This is a genomic window from Agromyces sp. GXQ0307 (assembly GCF_044769845.1).
In the GTDB taxonomy this organism is placed as follows: Bacteria; Actinomycetota; Actinomycetes; order Actinomycetales; family Microbacteriaceae; genus Agromyces.
Genome location: NZ_JBIZVY010000003.1, coordinates 564,543 through 582,939, shown reverse-complemented (window position 1 = coordinate 582,939; position 18,397 = coordinate 564,543). Strand labels below are relative to the sequence as shown.

Below are 18,397 nucleotides of genomic sequence, written 5' to 3'. Positions count from 1 at the left end.
GAGGTGGATGATTCGACCGACGCCCTGCACGCCGATCCGTCCCATCACCGGGGGCACGAGCAGCAGGCCATCGACCGGATGTGGGACTTCGCCGATCCCGCCGCGAGCGAGGAGCGCTTCCGCGCCGCCGCGGCCGACGAGACGCTGAGCGTGCACGGCCGCGCCGTGATGGCCACGCAGCTCGCGCGCGCCATGGGCCTCCAGCATCGCGACGAGGAGGCGCTCGCCGTGCTCGCCGAGCTGGAGGGGGCCGATCCGGGCGACTCCGACGAGGAGGCCGCCGAGCTGCGCGCCCGCATCGCACTCGAACGTGGCCGCATGGCGGCCGCCGGCGAACGCCTCGACGAGGCCGTGCCCGAGTTCACCCGTGCCGTCCGCGAGGCCGCGCTCGGCGGCTCGACGTTCCTGGTGCTCGACGCGCTGCACATGCTCGCGCTGAACGACACCGGCCACGAGGAGGAGTGGGCCGCCGAGGGCTTCGACATCCTCGAGGGGGTCCGCGACCCGCGCCTCAAGCGCTGGGGCGTCGCCCTCCACAACAACCTCGGGTGGACCAAGCACGACGGCGGTGACGCGCAGGCTGCGCTGTACCACTTCCAGAAGGCCGTCGACGCGGCCGACCGCTACGGCACCGCGGGCCAGCAGCACGTCGCACGCTGGTCGGTCGGTCGTGCGCTCCGCACGCTCGGCCGGACCGACGAGGCGCTCGGGATCCAGCGCGAACTCGCGCTCGCGCGCCCCGACGACCCCTACGTGCGCGCCGAGATCGAGGCCCTCGAACCCGCGCCGACGGAGGCGGAGCCTACGATCGAGCCATGACGGCCGATCGCGTGGCGGAGGGGGCGCTGACCCTCGACAGCCGCCTCACGGGCGCACTCGGGGGCCGCACCGCGCAGGCCCTCCAGCGCGCATTCGGGTACGGCACGGTCGGCGACCTGCTCGCCCACTACCCGCGCCGGTACGCCGCACGCGGTGAGCTCACGGCGCTCGGCGAGCTGCCGCTCGACGAGAACGTCACGATCGTCGCCGAGGTGCTCGAGGTGCGCGAGCGCACCATGCGGTCGCGCCGCGGGTCGATCCTCGAGGCGAAGATCTCCGACGGAACCGGCATCCTCACGCTGACGTTCTTCAACCAGAAGTGGCGGGCGAACGAGTTGAGGCCCGGCGTGCGCGGCATGTTCGCCGGCAAGGTCTCCGACTATCGCGGCGCCCGTCAGCTCGCCCACCCCGACTACCAGCTGTTCGACGAGGCCGTGCCCACGAGCGGGGCGGATGCCGCGGCCGTGCGCTGGGCGACGGCGCCGATCCCGATCTACCCGGCCACCGGCACGCTCTCCAGCTGGCAGCTGCAGACCGCGGTCGGCGTCCTGCTCGACGGGCTCGGCGCGGTCGACGACCCGGTCCCCGAGGCGGTGCGCCGCGCACGCGGCATCCGGTCGCACCGGGACGCGCTCGAGGGCGTGCACCGTCCCGAGCGCGACGAGGACTGGAAGGCCGCGCGTCGCACGCTGCGCTTCACCGAGGCCTTCGTGCTGCAGACCGCACTGCTCGAGCGCCGGGCGGCCGCGCGTGCGCACGAGGCGGTGCGCCGCGAGCCCCGACCGGGGGGCCTGCTCGAACGGTTCGAGGCGTCGCTGCCGTTCGCGCTCACCGACGACCAGCGCGAGGTCGGCGGCGAGATCCTCCACGACCTCGCCGCGCCCGTGCCCATGAACCGGCTCGTGCAGGGCGAGGTCGGCTCCGGCAAGACCGTCGTGGCGCTCCGCGCCATGCTCGCGGTCGCCGAGTCCGGCGGGCAGTCGGCCCTCCTGGCCCCCACCGAGGTGCTGGCCGCCCAGCACCTCCGATCGATCGCGAAGATGCTCGGCCCCGAGCTCTCGGCCGACCTGATGCCCACGCTGGTCACCGGCCAACTGCCCGCCGCCGAGCGACGGAAGGCCGCGCTGCGCGTCGCCGCCGGCCAGTCGCGCATCGTCGTCGGCACGCACGCCCTCCTCGGCGACACGACGACGTTCGCCGACCTCGGGCTCGTCGTCGTCGATGAGCAGCACCGCTTCGGCGTCGAGCAGCGCGAGGCGCTGCGCCTCAAGGGGCGCCACCCGCACGTGCTCGTGCTCACCGCGACGCCGATCCCGCGCACGGTCGCGATGACGGTGTTCGGCGACCTCGACGTGAGCACCATCCGGCAGCTGCCCGCGGGCCGGGCCGGCATCGAGACGCACCTCGTGCCGCTCGCCGAGCGCCCCGCCTGGCGCGCGCGGGTGTGGGAGCGGCTCGCCGAGGAACTCGCTCAGGGCCGCCAGGGGTTCGTCGTCTGCCCCGCGATCGAGCCGAAGGTGGCGGAGGACGACGGCGAGCCCGCCGAGGGCGAGCCCGGCCCGGCCGCCGGCCCCGTGGCATCCGTCGCCTCGGTGCTCGCCGAGCTGCGGTCGTTGCCCGCGCTCGCGGACGCTCGCATCGCGCCCCTGCACGGGCGCATGTCGGCCGAGGAGAAGGACGACACCATGCGCGCGTTCGCCGCGAAGGAACTCGACGTGCTCGTCGCGACGACCGTGATCGAGGTGGGCGTCGACGTGCCCAACGCCAGCACCATGGTCGTCGTCGACGCCGACCGCTTCGGGGTCTCGCAACTGCACCAGCTGCGCGGACGGGTCGGCCGGGGGAGCGTGCCCGGGCTCTGCCTGCTCGTCTCGCACGCCGAGGCCGGGAGCGTCGCACGCGAGCGTCTCGAGGCGGTCGCCGCCACCCTCGACGGGTTCGAGCTCGCGCGCGTCGACCTCGAGCTCCGGCAGGAGGGCGACGTGCTCGGCGCCGTGCAGTCGGGCGGCCGATCATCGCTCAAACTGCTCCGCGTCGCGCGCGACGGCGACCTCATCGCCGACGCACGCGAGGCGGCCGCCGAGCTCCTCGCCGAGGACCCCGGGCTCTCCGGGCACCCGGCGCTCGCGGCTGCGGTCCGGCGTCGCCTCGACGACGAGGCGAGCGAGTACCTGAGCAGGGGCTGAGACTCTCCGCGACCCCTCCCGCGGCGTCGAACGCGCACTACGCTGGCACGTATGCAGCGGATCGCCGTCGTCCCCGGATCATTCGACCCAGTCACGCGCGGGCACCTCGACGTCATCGAGCGGGCCGCCGGCCTGTACGACCAGCTGCACGTCGTCGTGGTGCACAACCCCGACAAGTCGGCACTGCTCCCGATCGCGCAGCGCGTGGCGCTCATCGAGCAGTCGATCGCCGACGCGCACATCCCGGGTGACATCGTCGTCGCCTCGTGGAGCATGGGTCTCCTCGTCGACTACTGCACCGACGTGGGGGCGTCGGTGCTCGTCAAGGGCATCCGCTCGCAGGTCGACGTCGGCTACGAGACGCCCATGGCGATCGTGAACCGACACCTGGCCGGCGTCGAGACCGTCTTCCTCCTGCCCGACCCGGCGAACGCCCACGTGTCGAGCTCGCTCGTGCGGCAGGTCTCCGCGCTCGGCGGCGACGTCGCACCGTACGTGCCACGGTCCGTCGCCGAGTACCTCCAGGGGGCGATGCGACCGTGACCGACACCGAGGGCGCCATCGGCGTCGCCCCGGCGATGGACATCGACGAGGTCGGCGAACGCGCGGCCGCGATCGTGCGCAACGTCGAGACGGTCATCAGCGGCAAGCGCGAGGCCGTCACGGCGGCCCTCACGGTGCTCCTCGCCGAGGGTCACCTGCTCATCGAGGACGTGCCGGGCGTCGGCAAGACGATGCTCGCCAAGGCGCTCGCGCGCTCGGTCGACTGCACCGTCAGTCGCGTCCAGTTCACGCCCGACCTCCTGCCGAGCGACGTCACGGGCGTCTCCGTCTTCGACCAGGTGTCGCGACGGTTCGAGTTCAAGCCGGGCCCGGTGTTCGCGAACATCGTGATCGGAGACGAGATCAACCGGGCGAGTCCGAAGACGCAGTCGGCCCTCCTCGAGTGCATGGAGGAACGCCAGGTCACCGCCGACGGCACGACCTACCGCCTCGAGCAGCCGTTCACGGTCGTCGCGACGCAGAACCCCGTCGAGATGGAGGGCACGTACCCGCTGCCCGAGGCGCAGCGGGACCGGTTCATGGCGCGCATCTCCATGGGGTACCCGGCGACCGCCGACGAGCTCGCGATGCTCGCCCAGCGCGAGACCGCGAGCCCGCTCGACACGCTCGAGCCCGTCGTCTCGCTCGCCGAGCTCCGGGCGATGATCGAGGCGGTGCAGCGTGTCTTCACGTCCGAGCCGGTGAAGCAGTACGCGGTCGAACTCGCGCGGGCCACGCGGGAGGACCGCCAACTGCGGCTCGGGGCGAGCCCGCGCGCGACGCTCCAGCTCATCCGCGCCGCGAAGGCGCACGCCGCGATGCACGGTCGCGACTTCGTGCTGCCCGACGACGTCGACGCGCTCGCCGTGCCCGTGCTCGCGCACCGGCTCGTCCCGACGAGTCGCGCGGTCGGCGGGCACGACCACGACGGCGGGCCCCTCATCGACCAGATCGTGCGACGCATCGTCGGCGAGACGCCGGTGCCGGTCGGCAGCGCGCGGAGGGAGTGATCGGGATGTCGCGGGTCGGCCGGGCACGGCACCAGGCGCGTCCCCGCCTGACCCCGCGCGGGATCGCGCTCATGGTCGTCGGCGGCATCCTCTTCGGCGTGGCGCTCTGGTTCGACCTTCGCGACATCCTGCTCCTCGCCGCCGTCGGCATCGCGATGCCGCTCGCGGCGCTCGGCTTCCTCGCCGTCCGGCCGCCGCGGCTCGCGGTCCACCGCACCTTCGAGCCGCCGATCGTGGCGGCGGGCCATTCGACGACGGTCCGGTTGCGCGTGCACAACCGCAGCCGTCGCGCGTTCGACGGCGCGCACTGGCGCGACCTCTCCTCGCCCGCGCTCCGGCCGCCGCCCGAGGCGATCCTGCCGGCGCTCGGACGAACGGAGGGGGTGCTGCCCTCGGGCGACGACACGGTCGGGCTGGAGTATCGGATGCGGACGCCGCGGCGGGGCGTGTTCGACGTGGGGCCGCTGCGCGTGAGCGTGACCGACCCCTTCGGGCTGGCCCGCATCGATCGCGTGGCCGGCGGAGCGAGGGACCTGGTGGTGACGCCGAGGGTGACGCCGCTGGAGCCCGCGGTGGGACTGCTCGCGAGCGTCGACGGCACGGTGCACGCGCTGCAACGCCGCACGCGCCCGAACAGCGACGAGCTCATCGCGCGCGAGTACCGGTACGGCGATCCGCTCCGACGGGTGCACTGGGCGGCGACGGCACGTCGCGGCGAGCTCATGGTGCGCGACGAGGAGCAGCGTGGCGACCCCGAACTCCGGATCCTCCTCGACACGGCGCTCGGCGGCCGCGTGTCGCATCCGGGCTCCGGCTCGAAGGACGGCGCAGACATCCTCGATCCGGCGTTCGAGCTCGGTGTCGAGATCGCCGCGTCGCTCGGCGTCCACCTGCTCGGCCGCGGGTTCCGGGTGCGGCTCGATCCGGTCGAGGATCCCGCGATCCTCGTCGAGCCGATCGCGCCGGAGGCGGGCGGCTACCGTTCGCCGGGCGGCGACGTCGCCCTGCTCGAGGACCTCGCGCGACTGGAGTCGCCGCGCCGGGAGGCGCCCCGAGGCGAGGCGCGCGAGACGAGGCGGAGCCCGACCGCGCCGACGACCCCGGTGCGTCGCGACATGCGGATGCCGGCGATCGCGGTGCTCGTCGACCCGTCCGGTGACGCGGCCGAGACGCTCGTGGCCCTGCGCACCTCCGTCGAACCCGCGATCGCGTTCGCCGCCGACGGCGTCTCCGCCCGGATCGTCGACCGGCTCGAGGAGGCGGACTGGCGCGTCATCCGGCTGCGGCGGGCGGCCGACCTGCCGGCGGCGTGGCAGGAGGCCTGGCGGTCCGCTCGCGAGGCGGTGCGCTCCGGAGGCCGCCGTGGGGCCTGACCGCTATCCGTTGACGCGCGCGCAGTCGATCGCGCTGTCCGGGGCGAGCCTGCTGCTGCTCCTCGTGGCGACGACCGCGCTCGGGCCGTTGATCGCGGGCAGCGGATGGTGGTGGGCGGGCGCCGTCGTCGCGGTCGCCGTGATCGGCGGCGGAGCGGGGCTCCGAGCCCTCCGCACCCCGCCCTCGCTGGTGCCGCCGCTCGAGCTCGTCGTCATGCTGCTCGCGCTCACGCTGCTCTTCGGCGGCGCGACGAGCCTCGCCCTGGTGATCCCCACGCCCGACACGTTCGCGGTCTTCGGCGAGCTCGCCGAGGGCGCGCGCCGCACGATCGAGCAGCAGTCGGTGCCGGCGATCCCCGTGCCCGCCCTGGTCTTCGCGATCGCGGTCGGCGTCGGCCTCATCGCCGTGTTCCTCGACCTGCTCGTCCAGACCGTTCGGGTGCCGGCCCTCGCCGCCGTCCCGATGCTCGTGCCGGTGCTCGTGCCGGGCCTCTTCGTCGCGGAGGGTGCGGAGGTCCCCGCGCTGGTGCTCACCGCCGCGGCCTACCTGCTGCTCCTCCGCGTCGACGTGCGCGTCCGACGAGCCGCCGAACTGGTCCAGGAGGACGACCGCGACGACGCCCCGATCGTCAGCGCGCCGAAGCGCGCGCCGATCGTGTCGACCATGGGCGCCTCACTCGGGCTCGCCGCGATCGGCCTCGTCGCGGCATCGGTCATCGCCGCCGCGACGCCGAGCGTCAGCACCAGCTTCCTGGTCGGGACCGGCGGCCCCGCCACGCTCTTCGCCCGCGGCGTGAGCCCGTACGTCGATCTCGGTCGCGACCTTCGCAGGCCGGAGCCGGTACCCGCCTTCTCGTACGTCTCGCCGGAGGGCGAGCGGCCCTACTTCACCCTACTCACGGTCGAGCGGCTCGAGGGGCAGGTGTGGTCGGCGACCGATCGTGCGGTCGACGGAGACAACACCCTCGGGACCCTGCCCGGCCCCGACGGGCTCGACGACGACGTGCTGGTCGAACCGCGGCCGATCTCGGTGCAGGTCGACCAGGTGCGCACCGCGTGGCTGCCGGTGCCGTACCCGACGACCGAGGTCAGCGGCGTGAGCGGGTCGTGGTTCTGGGACCGGGGCACGCTCAACGTCCGGAGCGTCGACTCGACGACCATCGGGCAGCAGTACCGGTTGACGCACCTCGACGTGCAGCCCGACGTCGCGCAGCTGCGCTCCGCGCCCGCCGCGCCGGCCGACGCGGTCGCCGAGACGACGCGGCGCCTGCCCGACGACCTGCCGCCGATCATCGCCGAGACCGCCGCGTCGGTCACGGCATCGGCCGCGACGCGCTACGACGCCGCCGTCGCGATCCAGGCGTTCCTGCGCGGGTCGGAGTTCGAGTACTCGGAGAGCGCACCCGTGGCGGACGGCTACGACGGTGCCGGGTTCGAGGCGATCGCCGCATTCCTCGAGCAGCGCGCCGGCTACTGCGTGCACTTCGCCTCGACGATGGCGGTGCTCGCCCGCGAGGTCGGCATCCCGTCGCGCATCTCGATCGGGTACACGGCCGGCACGCCCGGTGACGGCCGCGTGGACGGCGAGGTCGTGATCGAGGTCGACTCGCACGACCTGCACGCGTGGCCCGAGCTGTACTTCGAGGGTGTCGGGTGGGTGCCCTTCGAGCCTACGCCGGGCCGGGGGAACGTGCCCGACTACTCACGGCCGAACGCCGGGCAGGGCACGGCGGGCGTGATCCCGACCGGTCCGGCCGCGACGCCCGGTGCGACGGGACGGCCCGAGGGCGACCCCGATCGCGCCCTCGGCGGCCCCGGCGGGGCGTCGTCGGTCGGCGCCCAGACCGCGCAGCTCGCGACGGTCGGCCTCGCCGTGGCGTTCGTGCTGCTCATCCCGGCGATGATCCGCATCGGGATCCGTGCAGCGCGCCGTCGGCGGATCCGCTCGGGCGAGCGACCCGCGGATGCCGCGTGGCGCGAGCTCCTCGCGACGGCCGTGGACCTCGGGTCGCCCGTCGATCCGAGGCGCACGGTTCGGGGGCTCGCCGGTGAGCTCGCCGAGCGTTCCGCCTTCCGTCCGGATCCGGAGTCCCCGCCCGGTGCGCGCGCCGAGGCGCTCGCCGCGCTCGAGCGCATCCGGGACGCGGTCGAACGCGAGCGGTACGGCCGGGTTCGCGCGACGGCGGGTGCGGCCCCCGGCGTCGTGTCGCCGTCCGCGCGGGCCGCCGGACCCGACGACCGCGGCGACCGCGACCTCGCGCGTCGAGCGGGGCTGGTGGCCGACCTCGCGTCGGCCTCGGACGCACTCCGCGTCGACGCCACCGGCGCGCGGCGCGTCGCCGCGGTGCTCCTTCCCGCGTCGCTCCGACCGTCGGCGCGCGTCGCGCTCGGCCGACCGGTGCCGCCCGGCGGGTAGGATCGTCGTTCGTGGCCGTACAGCATTCCCCGTTCAGCATCAACGTGCGCGACCTCGTCAACCGACCGGGCGAGATGCGCGAGCAGCAGCTCGACGTGCCTGCGCCCGAGCAGTTCGGCGAGGGGCTGGTCTCGGTCCGGCAGGGTTCCGAACTCGCCCTCGACGTGCGTCTCGAGTCCGTGCACGAGGGCATCCTCGCCACCGCGGAGGTCGACGCGACGGCCGAGGGCGAGTGCGGCAGATGCCTGATCGACATCGCGCTGCCCCTCCGAGTCGAGTTCCAGGAGCTTTTCGCGTATCATTCTGGGGAAGCTTTCGAGTATGAGGTTCAAGACGACCACGTGGATCTTGAACCGCTCATCCGAGATGCGGTAGTGCTGGCACTGCCCTTCCAGCCGGTGTGCCGGCCTGACTGCCCCGGTCTCGACCCCGAGACCGGACAGCGACTGGCCGATCATCCGGAACTCGTCACCCCTGTCGAGCACGACCCCCGTTGGGCTGCGCTCGCAGGGTTCACGGCTTCCGAAGACGAGGGCGCGGATGCTGCATCCGACGCCGACCAGCAGAGAGATTGAGAGAGAGTCATGGCTGTTCCCAAGCGGAAGAAGTCACGCGCCAACACCCACGCGCGCCGTTCGCAGTGGAAGGCCGAGGCCCCCACGCTCGTCAAGACCGTCGAGAACGGCAAGGTCACCTACAGCCTCCCGCACCGCGCACGCGTGGTCGAGGACTCGGCGGGCACCCCGCTCTTCCTCGAGTACAAGGGCCGCAAGGTCGCCGACGTCTAAGTCGGCCGTGAACGACGAACGACCGGTCGTGAGGCGCATCGAGCGCACGGACGTCGGGGCGGATGAGCTCGTCGAGCTGCAGCGCACGCTGCGGGTCGAGCTCGACCCCGATCTCCTGCTCCTGGCGCTCACGCACCGGTCGTTCGCGTACGAGAACGGCGGGATCCCGACCAACGAGCGCCTCGAGTTCCTCGGCGACTCGATCCTCGGGCAGGCCGTGACGGTGAAGCTGTTCACCGACCACCCCGAACTCGACGAGGGCGAGCTGGCGAAGCGCCGGGCGAGCCTCGTCTCGAGTGTCGCGCTCGCCGAGGTGGCGCGCACCATCGGGCTCGGCCCGTACATCCGCCTCGGTCGAGGCGAGACGATGACGGGCGGGGCCGACAAGCCGTCCATCCTCGCCGACACGGTCGAGGCGATCATCGGCGCGGTCTACCTCTCGCGCGGTGGCGAGGTCGCGACCGACCTCGTGCTGCGGCTCGTCACGCCGCTCATGCGCGACCCCGACCGGTTCGGGGCCGCGATGGACCCGAAGACGAGCCTGCAGGAGATCGCCGCACGGCGCGGCGCGACGGCACCCTCGTACTCGGTGAGCGAGAGCGGGCCCGACCACAACAAGCACTTCGTGGCGACGGTCACCGTCGGAGGCCTGGTATCGGCGTCCGGCGAGGGGTCCAGCAAGAAGCAGGCCGAGATGGCCGCGGCGCTCGAGGCCTGGACCGCACTGAACGCCGGCTGACGTGCCCGAACTGCCCGAGGTCGAGGTCGTGCGCGCCGGGCTCGCGCCCGCGTTGACCCACGCCCGTGTCGTCGGGGTCGAGGTGCTCGACGCCCGATCGCTGAAGCGACACGAGGCGGCATCCGGCGATTTCGAGACGCTGCTCACGGGCGAGCGCGTCGACGCCGTGGTGCGGCGCGGCAAGTTCCTCTGGATGCCGCTCGCCGGGGGTGGCGCACTCGTCGGCCACCTCGGCATGAGCGGCCAGCTCCTGCTCCGGACGCCCGAGCACCCCGGCGACGACCGGCACGCGCGCATCCGGCTGCACCTCGAGCACCCGGAGCACGGCGAGCTCCGCGTGGACTTCGTCGACCAGCGGATCTTCGGCTCGATGGCGATCGACCGCATGGTGCCGACGGCGGACGGCGAGGTCGCCGGTCACTCGGCCGGGGTCACCGGGCCGTGGGCGCGCTCGATCCCGTCGCAGGTGGCGCACATCGCGCGCGACCCCCTCGATCCCGCGTTCGACGACGCCGGGTTCGTCGCCGCGCTCGCCCGGCGCGCGACGGGCGTGAAGCGCGTGCTGCTCGACCAGGGCGTCGTGTCGGGTATCGGCAACATCTACGCCGACGAGGCGCTCTGGGCGGTGCGACTGCACGGCGAGCAGCCCGCGTCGAGTCTCAGCCGGCGCCGGGTCCGCGAGTTGCTCGGGGCCGTGCGCGCCGTGCTGCAGAAGGCGCTCGCCGAGGGCGGGACGAGCTTCGACGCGCAGTACGTGAACGTCAACGGTGCCTCCGGCTACTTCGCCCACTCGCTGAACGCCTACGGCCGCACGGGTCGGCCGTGCCCGCGGTGCGGCACGCCGATCGTGCGCGAGGCGTTCATGAACCGCTCGTCGCATCGGTGTCCGCGGTGCCAGCGACTGCGGCGCACATCGCCCGGGCGGGTCACCCCCGCTGCCACGTCGCCTGGATCGAGTGCGGGCGGAATCCGAGCTCCCGGTTGATCGCGAGCATCGGCCCGTTCTCGTCGGCGTTCCAGGTGTAGACCACGGATCGGTCGGAGGCGGCATCCGTCAGCGCGACGAGGTTCGCGAGCTTCATCCGCAGGCCGAGGCCATGGCCGCGGTGCGGGGAGAGGACGAGGGTGTCGTCCTGGTAGGCGCCCCGCTTCCCCGGCGCGAGCGCGAGCATCGTGAAGCCCGCGACCTCGCCGTTCGGGGCGATCGCCGCGACCGTGAGCTGCGTGCGCCCGGCCGCGACGGCGCGCGCCTCCTCGTCCAAGATCCGCGCAGCATCCCAGTGCTCGTCGGGGAAGTCGACGGCGCCGCTCGGCATCTCGGCGACCATCTGCGAGCGGGCGGCCGCGAACGCGTCGAGGTGCTCCTCGGGCGTGTGGTCGCGCCACTGCTCGAGGCGGTATCCGTCGCGTCGCTCGGCCTGTTCGGCCAGCCCTCGGAAGTCCCTGCCGCGGCCGCCCACCGTGAGGGCGCTCGCGACGAGCAGCTGGCCGAGCTCGTAGCCGCGCGAGCGAGCGAACCGGACCGACGGTGCGCCCGCGGGCAGCGACGCGCCGCCCTGCGGAGCGCGGACGCGCTCCCCGTCGCCGTCGTCGGTGCGGTGCTCGGAGATCAGGATGGTCGAGTGGCGTCCGGCGTCGCGTGCGGATGCCTCGATCGCATCGAGCACGCGGCCGCCGAGTCCGCGCCGGCGGTACGCGGGATCGACGCCGACCATCGTGATCATGGGCGCCCCGCCCTCGTGCTCGCGTTCCCACCACGCCGCCGCTGCAGCGACCAGGCGTCCGTCGTCGAAGATCCCGAACCGGCGACGTTCGAGGTACGGGTTGCCGCCGAGCACGGCGAGCTCGGCCGCCGAATGGCTGAACTCGTCGGTGCCGATGGTCTCGAGCTGGATGCGGCGCGCGAAGTCGGCGTACGCCTCGAGGTCGGCCGACTCGGGCACGCCCACGCGGTCGGGGGAGCTGATCGGACGCAGGTCTGCGGGCTCAGCCGTGTTCGCTCGGCCGTTCACGGCCGCTGCCAGACCGACTCGAGCGCGAACGGCCGGAAGCCGAGGTCGATGTTGATGGCGAGCATGTGCTCATTCTCGTCGGCGTTCCAGGTGTAGATGCGTTCGCGTGCGCCATCCGCCGTCTCGAGGAGCACGAGGTTCTCGAGCTTCAGGCGCATCCCCAGTCGGTGGCCTCGATGCGAGCCGAGCACGATCGTGTCCCACTGCTCGACGGCCGGCGAGTCGGCGAGGAGCGAGAGGACGGTGAAGCCCGCGACGGTCCCGTCGGGCGCGACCGCGGCCGCGGTCAGCGTCGTCCGTCCCTTCGCGAGCGCGCGAGCCTCCTCGTCGCGGACCCGGTCGGCGTCCCAGTGCTCGAGTTCGTACGCGATCGCACCCGACGGGGCGTCGACCGACATCCGCTCGTGGGCGACGGCGAGCGAGTCGAGCAGTTCGTCGGGCGCCCGGTCGGTCCACGTGCGCACCCGGTAGGGGGCGGCCGGCCCCAGGCGCGACAGTCGAGAGCCGAACTCGTTCCCGCGCCCCGCGATGTCGAGCACGCTGATCCGGTCGAGCTGCCCGAGCGCGTAGCCGTGGGCCGCCGCGAAGCGCGCGGCCGGGTCGTCGGCCGGGATCGTCGCGTCGCCCTGCGGCGCGCGCAGCACCGCGTCCGCGGCGCCTCCGGCGCCGACGGCACGACCGGCGCCGTGGTCGGCCGAGAGCACCACCGTCGGACGCCCCGCTCCGGTCGCGACGCGCTCGGCGTGCCTGAGCAGCGACGAGCCGATGCCCTCCCGGCGGCGGTCCGGCACGACTCCGAGCATCGCCAGGTAGGCCGTCCTCGCGTCGTCGTCATCGCGCTCCCACTCCAGCTCGGCGATGCCGATGAGGTCGTCGCCGTCGAACGCACCGAGGGCGACGCGCGCTCGATAGGGGTCCGCCGCGAGGTCGTGCTCGAGTTCCCGTCCGCTCCGCGAGAGCTCGTCGGTGCCGAGGCGCTCCAGGTCGAGCCGTCGGATGAGCGCGGCGTAGGCGCGGAGTTCGGCGGCCCCCGCGCCATCCGCGTCCTGGGGCGTGCGGATCGGCCTGATCACGGCAGCCATGCGTCCTCCTCGACCTCGGGCAGCCTGACAGCCTAGTCACGACGCCCGCCCGCCGGTAGCGCGATCGACTCGCGATGCCGGCGCGCGAATCCGGATCGGAACGCCGATCGGCCCGAACGCGGCGAGCGAGCCGGGCCCGCGGCATCCGCTCGGGTACGCTCATCCGAGGCATCCAGCACCATCACGCCGCGACACCGGGGGGACATGTACCTCAAGAGCCTCACCCTGAAGGGCTTCAAGTCCTTCGCGCAGCCGACCACCTTCGCCTTCGAGCCCGGGGTCACCTGCATCGTCGGCCCCAACGGCTCGGGTAAGTCGAACGTCGTCGACGCGCTCGCCTGGGTGATGGGGGAGCAGGGCGCGAAGACGCTCCGCGGCGGCAAGATGGAGGACGTCATCTTCGCGGGCACCTCCACGCGCGGCCCGCTCGGTCGCGCCGAGGTCAGCCTGACCATCGACAACACGGATGGCGCGTTGCCGATCGAGTACACCGAGGTCACGATCTCGCGCACGCTCTTCCGCAACGGCGGCAGCGAGTACGCGATCAACGGCGAGCAGTGCCGGCTGCTCGACGTGCAGGAGCTGCTCAGCGACTCGGGCCTCGGGCGCGAGATGCACGTCATCGTCGGACAGGGCCAGCTCGACCAGGTGCTGCACGCGAGCCCGGAGGACCGGCGCGGGTTCATCGAGGAGGCCGCCGGCATCCTGAAGCACCGTCGCCGCAAGGAGAAGACGCTCCGGAAGCTCGACGCCATGCAGGCGAACCTCACGCGGCTCACCGACCTCGCCGCCGAGCTCCGCCGGCAGTTGAAGCCGCTCGGCCGGCAGGCCGAGGTCGCACGCGAGGCGGCCGGTATCGCCGCCGTCGTCCGCGACGCGAAGGCCCGGCTCGTGGCCGACGAGGTCGTCGAGCTGCGACGAGCGCTCGAGACCGCCGGGCGCACCGAGCACGAGCGGCACGCCGAGCGGCTCGTGCTCCAGCAGGAGCTCGAACGCCACCAGGCGCACATCGATCGGCTCCAGCAGGCGCAGGGCGGCGACGACGTCGACCGCGCCCGCGCCGTGAGCTTCGCCCTCGAGCAGTCCGAGGCGCGGCTCCGCTCGCTCGACTCGCTCGCCCGCCAGCGCATCGCGCTGCTCTCCGCCGCCGACGAGGGCACGGATGCCGCGCCCACCCTCACCCTCGCCGACATCGAGGCCGCTCGCGGCGAACTCGACGGCATCCGCGGCGGTGTCGGCGAGGCGGCGTCCGCCCTCGAACTGGCCACCGCGTCGACGCGGGAGGCTCGGACCGCGCTCGACGCGGTCGACGAGGAGATCGCCGCACAGGCCGCGCGTGTCAGCGAGTACGACCTCCGCGCGTCCCAGCTCTCCGGCCGGGCCGACGCGGCGGCGTCGAAGCTCGCCGCGGTGCGCGGCGAGGTGCTCCGGCACCGGAACGCGCTCGACGCGGCGCAGGCGCGGCGTGAGACCGCGGCCGCCGACCTCGCACGCGCCGAGGCCGAGTCGGACGTCGACCCCGTCTCGGCGACCGACCTCGACGAGGCGTACGAGCTCGCCCAGGCCGCCGTGTTCGAAGCCGAGGGCGAGATCGAGCAGCTCCGCGAGGCACTGCACGAGCGCGAGCGCGAGCGCGACGCACTCGGCGCGCGCGTCGGCGCGCTCTCCCTCGCGCTCGACCAGAAGGACGGTTCGGCCGCGCTCGCGGGCTCCGGCACCGCGGGGGTTCGAGGGCTCCTGGCCGAGCACCTGCGCGTCGAGCCCGGGTACGAGGCCGCGATCGCGGCGGCGCTCGGACCGCTCGCCGAATCGGTGCTCGTGGAGGACCGCGACGCGGCGTTCCGAGCCGTCGGCGTCGCCACCGACGGCGACCTCGGTCGTGTCGCGCTCACGATCGCCGAGGCGGGCCCCGACCACGGCGCCGCGCGCGCCATCGCCGTCGACGGACTCACGGCGGCCGCCGACGTGGTCACCGCACCAGCCGGCATCCTCGCCCTCCTCGGCGAGGTGGTCGTCGCCGCCGACCTCGACGCGGTGCGAGCGGCCGAGCCCGCGCTCGCCGCGCTCGATCGCCCTGCGACCGTGATCACGCGCGACGGCACCGTCGTCGGTCGGTACGTGGTGCAGGGCGGATCGGGGCGGACGCAGAGCCGCATCGAGCTGGTCGCCGAGCGCGACCGGGCCCAGGCGCGCCTCGAGGAGGTGCGATCCGACATCGAGCGCGCCCGATTGGACCTCGACGAGCGGCGCGGCACTGCCGAGCACGCCAAGGAGCAGTCGAAGCTCGCGCTCGCCGCGCTCCGGGAGTTCGACGCGCAGCTCGCCCAGCGCACCGAGGCCCTCAACCGCGCACGCGTGCAGGCCGAGGCGGCCGCAGCGGAGACCGACCGCCTCGCAGATGCCCTGCGCACCGCCGAGGAGCGCATCGCCGAAGCCGAACAGGCCGCCGCGACCGCGAAGGCCGAGCTCGAGGCCGCACGCGCCGAGCCGCGACCCGTGCTCGACGCCGACCGCCGCGACGGCGCGCTGGCCACGCTCGAGCGCGCCCGCGAGGGCGAGGTCGAGGCGAGGCTCAGACTCGAGACCGCGCGCGAGCGGGTCCGCGCCGAGGAGGCGCGCATCGCCGCGATGGAGCGTCATCACGAGGCCGAACGCCGCGCCGCGGACGAGGCCGCCCGGCGTGCCGTCATCCGCCGCGCCCAGCTCGAGGCGGCGTCCCGCGTCGCCGATGCACTCCCGCCCGTGCTCGCGGCCGTCGGCCGCTCGGTCGCCGAGGCGCGCGTCGCGCTCGCCGCAGCCGAGGCCGAGCGCGCGAGCCGCAACGAGGAGGTCCACGCCGCCCGACGCGCCGAGGCATCCGCTCGGGAACGCCTGCAGTCGGTCACCGAGGACGTGCACGGCCTCGAACTGCGGATCTACGAGAAGAAGCTGCACGTCGGTTCGCTCGTCGAACGCGCGGAGAGCGAGCTCGGCCTCGGCGAGGACGTCCTCGTCGCCGAGTACGGCCCCGACCAGGCGGTTCCCGACGACGCCGATGCCGATGCCGAGCCACGGCCCTTCGTCCGCGCCGAGCAGCAGAAGCGGCTCCAGGCCGCCGAGCGCAAGCTCGCGCAGCTCGGCCGGGTCAACCCGCTCGCGCTCGAGGAGTTCGCGGCGCTCGAGCAGCGACACCAGTTCCTGACCGAGCAGCTCACCGACCTCGCGAACACCCGCAGGGACCTCCTCACGATCATCGAGGAGATCGACGGCCGGATGGAGTCGATCTTCCGCTCGGCCTTCGAGGACACGCGCGAGGCCTTCGCCGAGGTGTTCCCGATCCTGTTCCCGGGGGGCGAGGGCCGCATCGCCCTCACGAACCCCGACGACCTGCTCACGACCGGGATCGAGGTGAGCGTGAAGCCCGCCGGCAAGAAGATCGAGCGGCTCTCGCTGCTCTCGGGCGGTGAGCGCTCGCTCGCCGCGGTCGCGCTGCTGATGGCGATCTTCAAGGCGCGCCCGAGCCCGTTCTACATCATGGACGAGGTCGAGGCGGCGCTCGACGACGCCAACCTCGGGCGCCTGCTGACGACGTTCGAGAGCCTGCGCGAGGAGAGCCAGCTCATCGTCATCACGCACCAGAAGCGCACGATGGAGATCGCCGACGCGCTCTACGGCGTCTCGATGCGGCAGGACGGCGTGTCGGCGGTCGTCGGCCAGCGGGTGCGCGAGGAGTTCGGCGCCAAGGCCAGCTGAGACGACGAGCGCCTCGGCCGCGGCAACCGCTCAGGTCAGTCGACGGTCACCGGGCGCGAGCACCCGGAACCAGCGGTACCCGTACGCGTCGAGCTCGACGTCGATCCTCCCGCGATCGTCGATCGGGTCGGCGTCGACCGCGAACAGGTCGGAGAGCACCGCTTCGTCGGGCAGGTCGCCGAGCTCGAGCGTCACGCGCACGGGCCGCGGTGCGAAGTTGTGCAGTGCGACGAACCGCAGGTGGTCCTCGGTGATGCGGTGCGCGAGCACCGCAGGATCGCCGACGTCGAGCAGCTCGAACGCACCCCACCCGATCTCCGGTGAGCTGCGGTACCTCGTCACGAACCCGCGGATGGTCGCCAGCAGCGAGTCCGGATCGTGCATCTGCGCCTCGACGTTGACGTGCCCTGGCGCGTATCCGTCGGCGGGCGGCGATGCCGCGAGCCGACTCGGAGCGGAACGGGAGAAGCCGCCGTTGCGGCCGCCCGTCCACTGCATGGGCGTCCGCACCGCCTGCCGCTTCTCCTGCTCGCCGTTCTCGCCCATGCCGATCTCCTCGCCGTAGAAGAGCACCGGCGTGCCGGGCAGCGCGAACAGCAGGCTGTAGACCATGCGGATCCGGCGCGGGTCGCCCTCGAGCATCGGCGGGAGCCGGCGCACGATGCCGCGACCGTACACGCGCATCCACTCCTCGGGAGCGAACGCGTCGAAGACCTCCTCGCGCTCCGCTTCGGTGAGCTTGTCGAGCGTCAACTCATCGTGGTTGCGCACGAAGTTCGCCCACTGCTTCTCGGGCTCGAGCTGCGGTCGCCGTGCCAGCGTGTCGCGGAGCGCCGTGGCATCCTGTCGCGCGAGCGAGAGGTAGAGCCGCTGCATCGCCTCGAAGTCGAACTGCAACGTGAGTTCCGCCGGGTCGCCGTCGGCGCCGAAGTACGCGATCTGCTGCTCATAGGGCAGGTTGACCTCGCCGAGGAGGATCGCCTCGCTCGCCCGGCGCTGCAGATACCGCCGCAGGTCTCGCATGAGCTCGTGCGGGTCGCCGACATCCTCGCCCTCCGGGGGTTCGATGAGGAACGGCACGGCATCGACGCGGAACCCGGAGAAGCCGAGGTCGAGCCAGAACCCGACCGTCTTCGCGATCTCGTCGCGCACCGCGGGGTTCGCGATGTTCAGGTCGGGCTGATGCCGGTAGAACGAGTGCAGGTAGTACTGCTCGGTGCCCTCGTGCCACTCCCAGACCCCGTCCTCCTCACCGGGGAAGACGCTCGCCGGCGGGTTCGGCGGGATCTCGTCGCGCCACACGTAGAAGTCCCGGTACGGCGCGTTGCGGCCCCGCTTCGCCGACGTGAACCACGGGTGCCGGTCGGACGTGTGGTTCATGACGAGGTCCATGATCACGCGGATGCCCCGGTCCCGCGCTGCCCGCGTGAACGCGACGACGTCGCCGAGGGATCCGAGGCGCGGGTCGACGCCGAAGAAGTCGACGATGTCGTATCCGTCGTCCTGGTCGGGCGACGGCTGGAAGGGCATCAGCCAGATGCACGTCACGCCGAGCTCGGCGAGGTGATCGAGACGATTGGCGAGTCCTTCGAAGTCGCCGGAGCCGTCGTCGTTCCAGTCCATGAACGTCTCGACGTCGAGGCAGTAGACGACGGCGGTCTTCCACCACAGGTCGCCGCGGTCGGTGGCGCGCATCG

The 18,397-nt window shown here is 73.3% G+C and carries 14 protein-coding genes; 11 read left to right on the top strand and 3 right to left on the bottom strand.

What is annotated here, in order from left to right; all coding sequences use genetic code 11:
* The first annotated feature begins 3 nt into the window (after positions 1-3).
* The 10 genes from ACIQH8_RS12750 to mutM all read left to right on the top strand — a co-directional run bounded on the left by ACIQH8_RS12750 (position 4) and on the right by mutM (position 10,859).
* Positions 4-819 carry a hypothetical protein gene (locus ACIQH8_RS12750; protein WP_400999170.1) on the top strand — a complete coding sequence of 272 codons (816 nt, stop codon included), beginning with the start codon at positions 4-6 and terminating at the stop codon, positions 817-819.
* A complete protein-coding gene (locus ACIQH8_RS12745) occupies positions 816-3,005 on the top strand; it encodes an ATP-dependent DNA helicase RecG (protein WP_400999168.1) in 2,190 nt (729 codons plus the stop codon). The genes ACIQH8_RS12750 and ACIQH8_RS12745 overlap by 4 nt, the downstream gene beginning before the upstream one ends.
* Positions 3,006-3,056: 51 nt before the next feature.
* Positions 3,057-3,548, top strand: coding sequence for a pantetheine-phosphate adenylyltransferase (coaD, locus tag ACIQH8_RS12740; protein ID WP_400999166.1), 492 nt, complete (start codon positions 3,057-3,059; stop codon positions 3,546-3,548).
* Between the two features lie 35 nt (positions 3,549-3,583).
* Complete coding sequence (locus tag ACIQH8_RS12735) at positions 3,584-4,558, top strand: AAA family ATPase (RefSeq protein WP_400999829.1); 975 nt, start codon at positions 3,584-3,586, stop codon at positions 4,556-4,558.
* Between the two features lie 5 nt (positions 4,559-4,563).
* Positions 4,564-5,931, top strand: a complete 1,368-nt coding sequence (locus ACIQH8_RS12730) for a DUF58 domain-containing protein (RefSeq protein ID WP_400999164.1) — start codon at positions 4,564-4,566, stop codon at positions 5,929-5,931.
* Positions 5,921-8,347, top strand: a complete 2,427-nt coding sequence (locus ACIQH8_RS12725) for a transglutaminaseTgpA domain-containing protein (RefSeq protein ID WP_400999162.1) — start codon at positions 5,921-5,923, stop codon at positions 8,345-8,347. The genes ACIQH8_RS12730 and ACIQH8_RS12725 overlap by 11 nt, the downstream gene beginning before the upstream one ends.
* Before the next feature lie 74 nt (positions 8,348-8,421).
* A complete protein-coding gene (locus ACIQH8_RS12720) occupies positions 8,422-8,922 on the top strand; it encodes a YceD family protein (RefSeq protein WP_400999827.1) in 501 nt (166 codons plus the stop codon).
* A gap of 9 nt (positions 8,923-8,931) precedes the next feature.
* Positions 8,932-9,135: a 50S ribosomal protein L32 gene (rpmF, locus tag ACIQH8_RS12715; protein WP_092669520.1), complete on the top strand. Its 204-nt coding sequence runs from the start codon at positions 8,932-8,934 to the stop codon at positions 9,133-9,135.
* A gap of 76 nt (positions 9,136-9,211) precedes the next feature.
* Positions 9,212-9,874: a ribonuclease III gene (gene rnc, locus ACIQH8_RS12710; protein ID WP_400999825.1), complete on the top strand. Its 663-nt coding sequence runs from the start codon at positions 9,212-9,214 to the stop codon at positions 9,872-9,874.
* A 1-nt stretch (position 9,875) separates the two neighbouring features.
* Positions 9,876-10,859, top strand: a complete 984-nt coding sequence (gene mutM, locus ACIQH8_RS12705; RefSeq protein WP_400999160.1) for a bifunctional DNA-formamidopyrimidine glycosylase/DNA-(apurinic or apyrimidinic site) lyase — start codon at positions 9,876-9,878, stop codon at positions 10,857-10,859.
* Here the strand turns inward: mutM and ACIQH8_RS12700 are convergent.
* Positions 10,801-11,886, bottom strand: a complete 1,086-nt coding sequence (locus ACIQH8_RS12700; RefSeq protein WP_400999158.1) for a GNAT family N-acetyltransferase — start codon at positions 11,884-11,886, stop codon at positions 10,801-10,803. The genes mutM and ACIQH8_RS12700 overlap by 59 nt on opposite strands.
* Positions 11,883-12,968, bottom strand: coding sequence for a GNAT family N-acetyltransferase (locus tag ACIQH8_RS12695; protein ID WP_400999156.1), 1,086 nt, complete (start codon positions 12,966-12,968; stop codon positions 11,883-11,885). Before ACIQH8_RS12695 ends, ACIQH8_RS12700 begins: the two co-directional genes overlap by 4 nt.
* A gap of 204 nt (positions 12,969-13,172) precedes the next feature.
* Between ACIQH8_RS12695 and smc the strand changes: the two genes are divergently transcribed.
* Positions 13,173-16,700 (top strand): chromosome segregation protein SMC, encoded by a 3,528-nt coding sequence (gene smc / locus ACIQH8_RS12690; RefSeq protein ID WP_400999154.1) that lies wholly within the window; start codon positions 13,173-13,175, stop codon positions 16,698-16,700.
* Between the two features lie 30 nt (positions 16,701-16,730).
* Here the strand turns inward: smc and ACIQH8_RS12685 are convergent, their stop codons facing one another.
* On the bottom strand, positions 16,731-18,395 hold the full coding sequence (locus tag ACIQH8_RS12685; RefSeq protein WP_400999152.1) for an alpha-amylase family protein: 1,665 nt from the start codon (positions 18,393-18,395) through the stop codon (positions 16,731-16,733).
* Positions 18,396-18,397 lie beyond the last annotated feature (2 nt).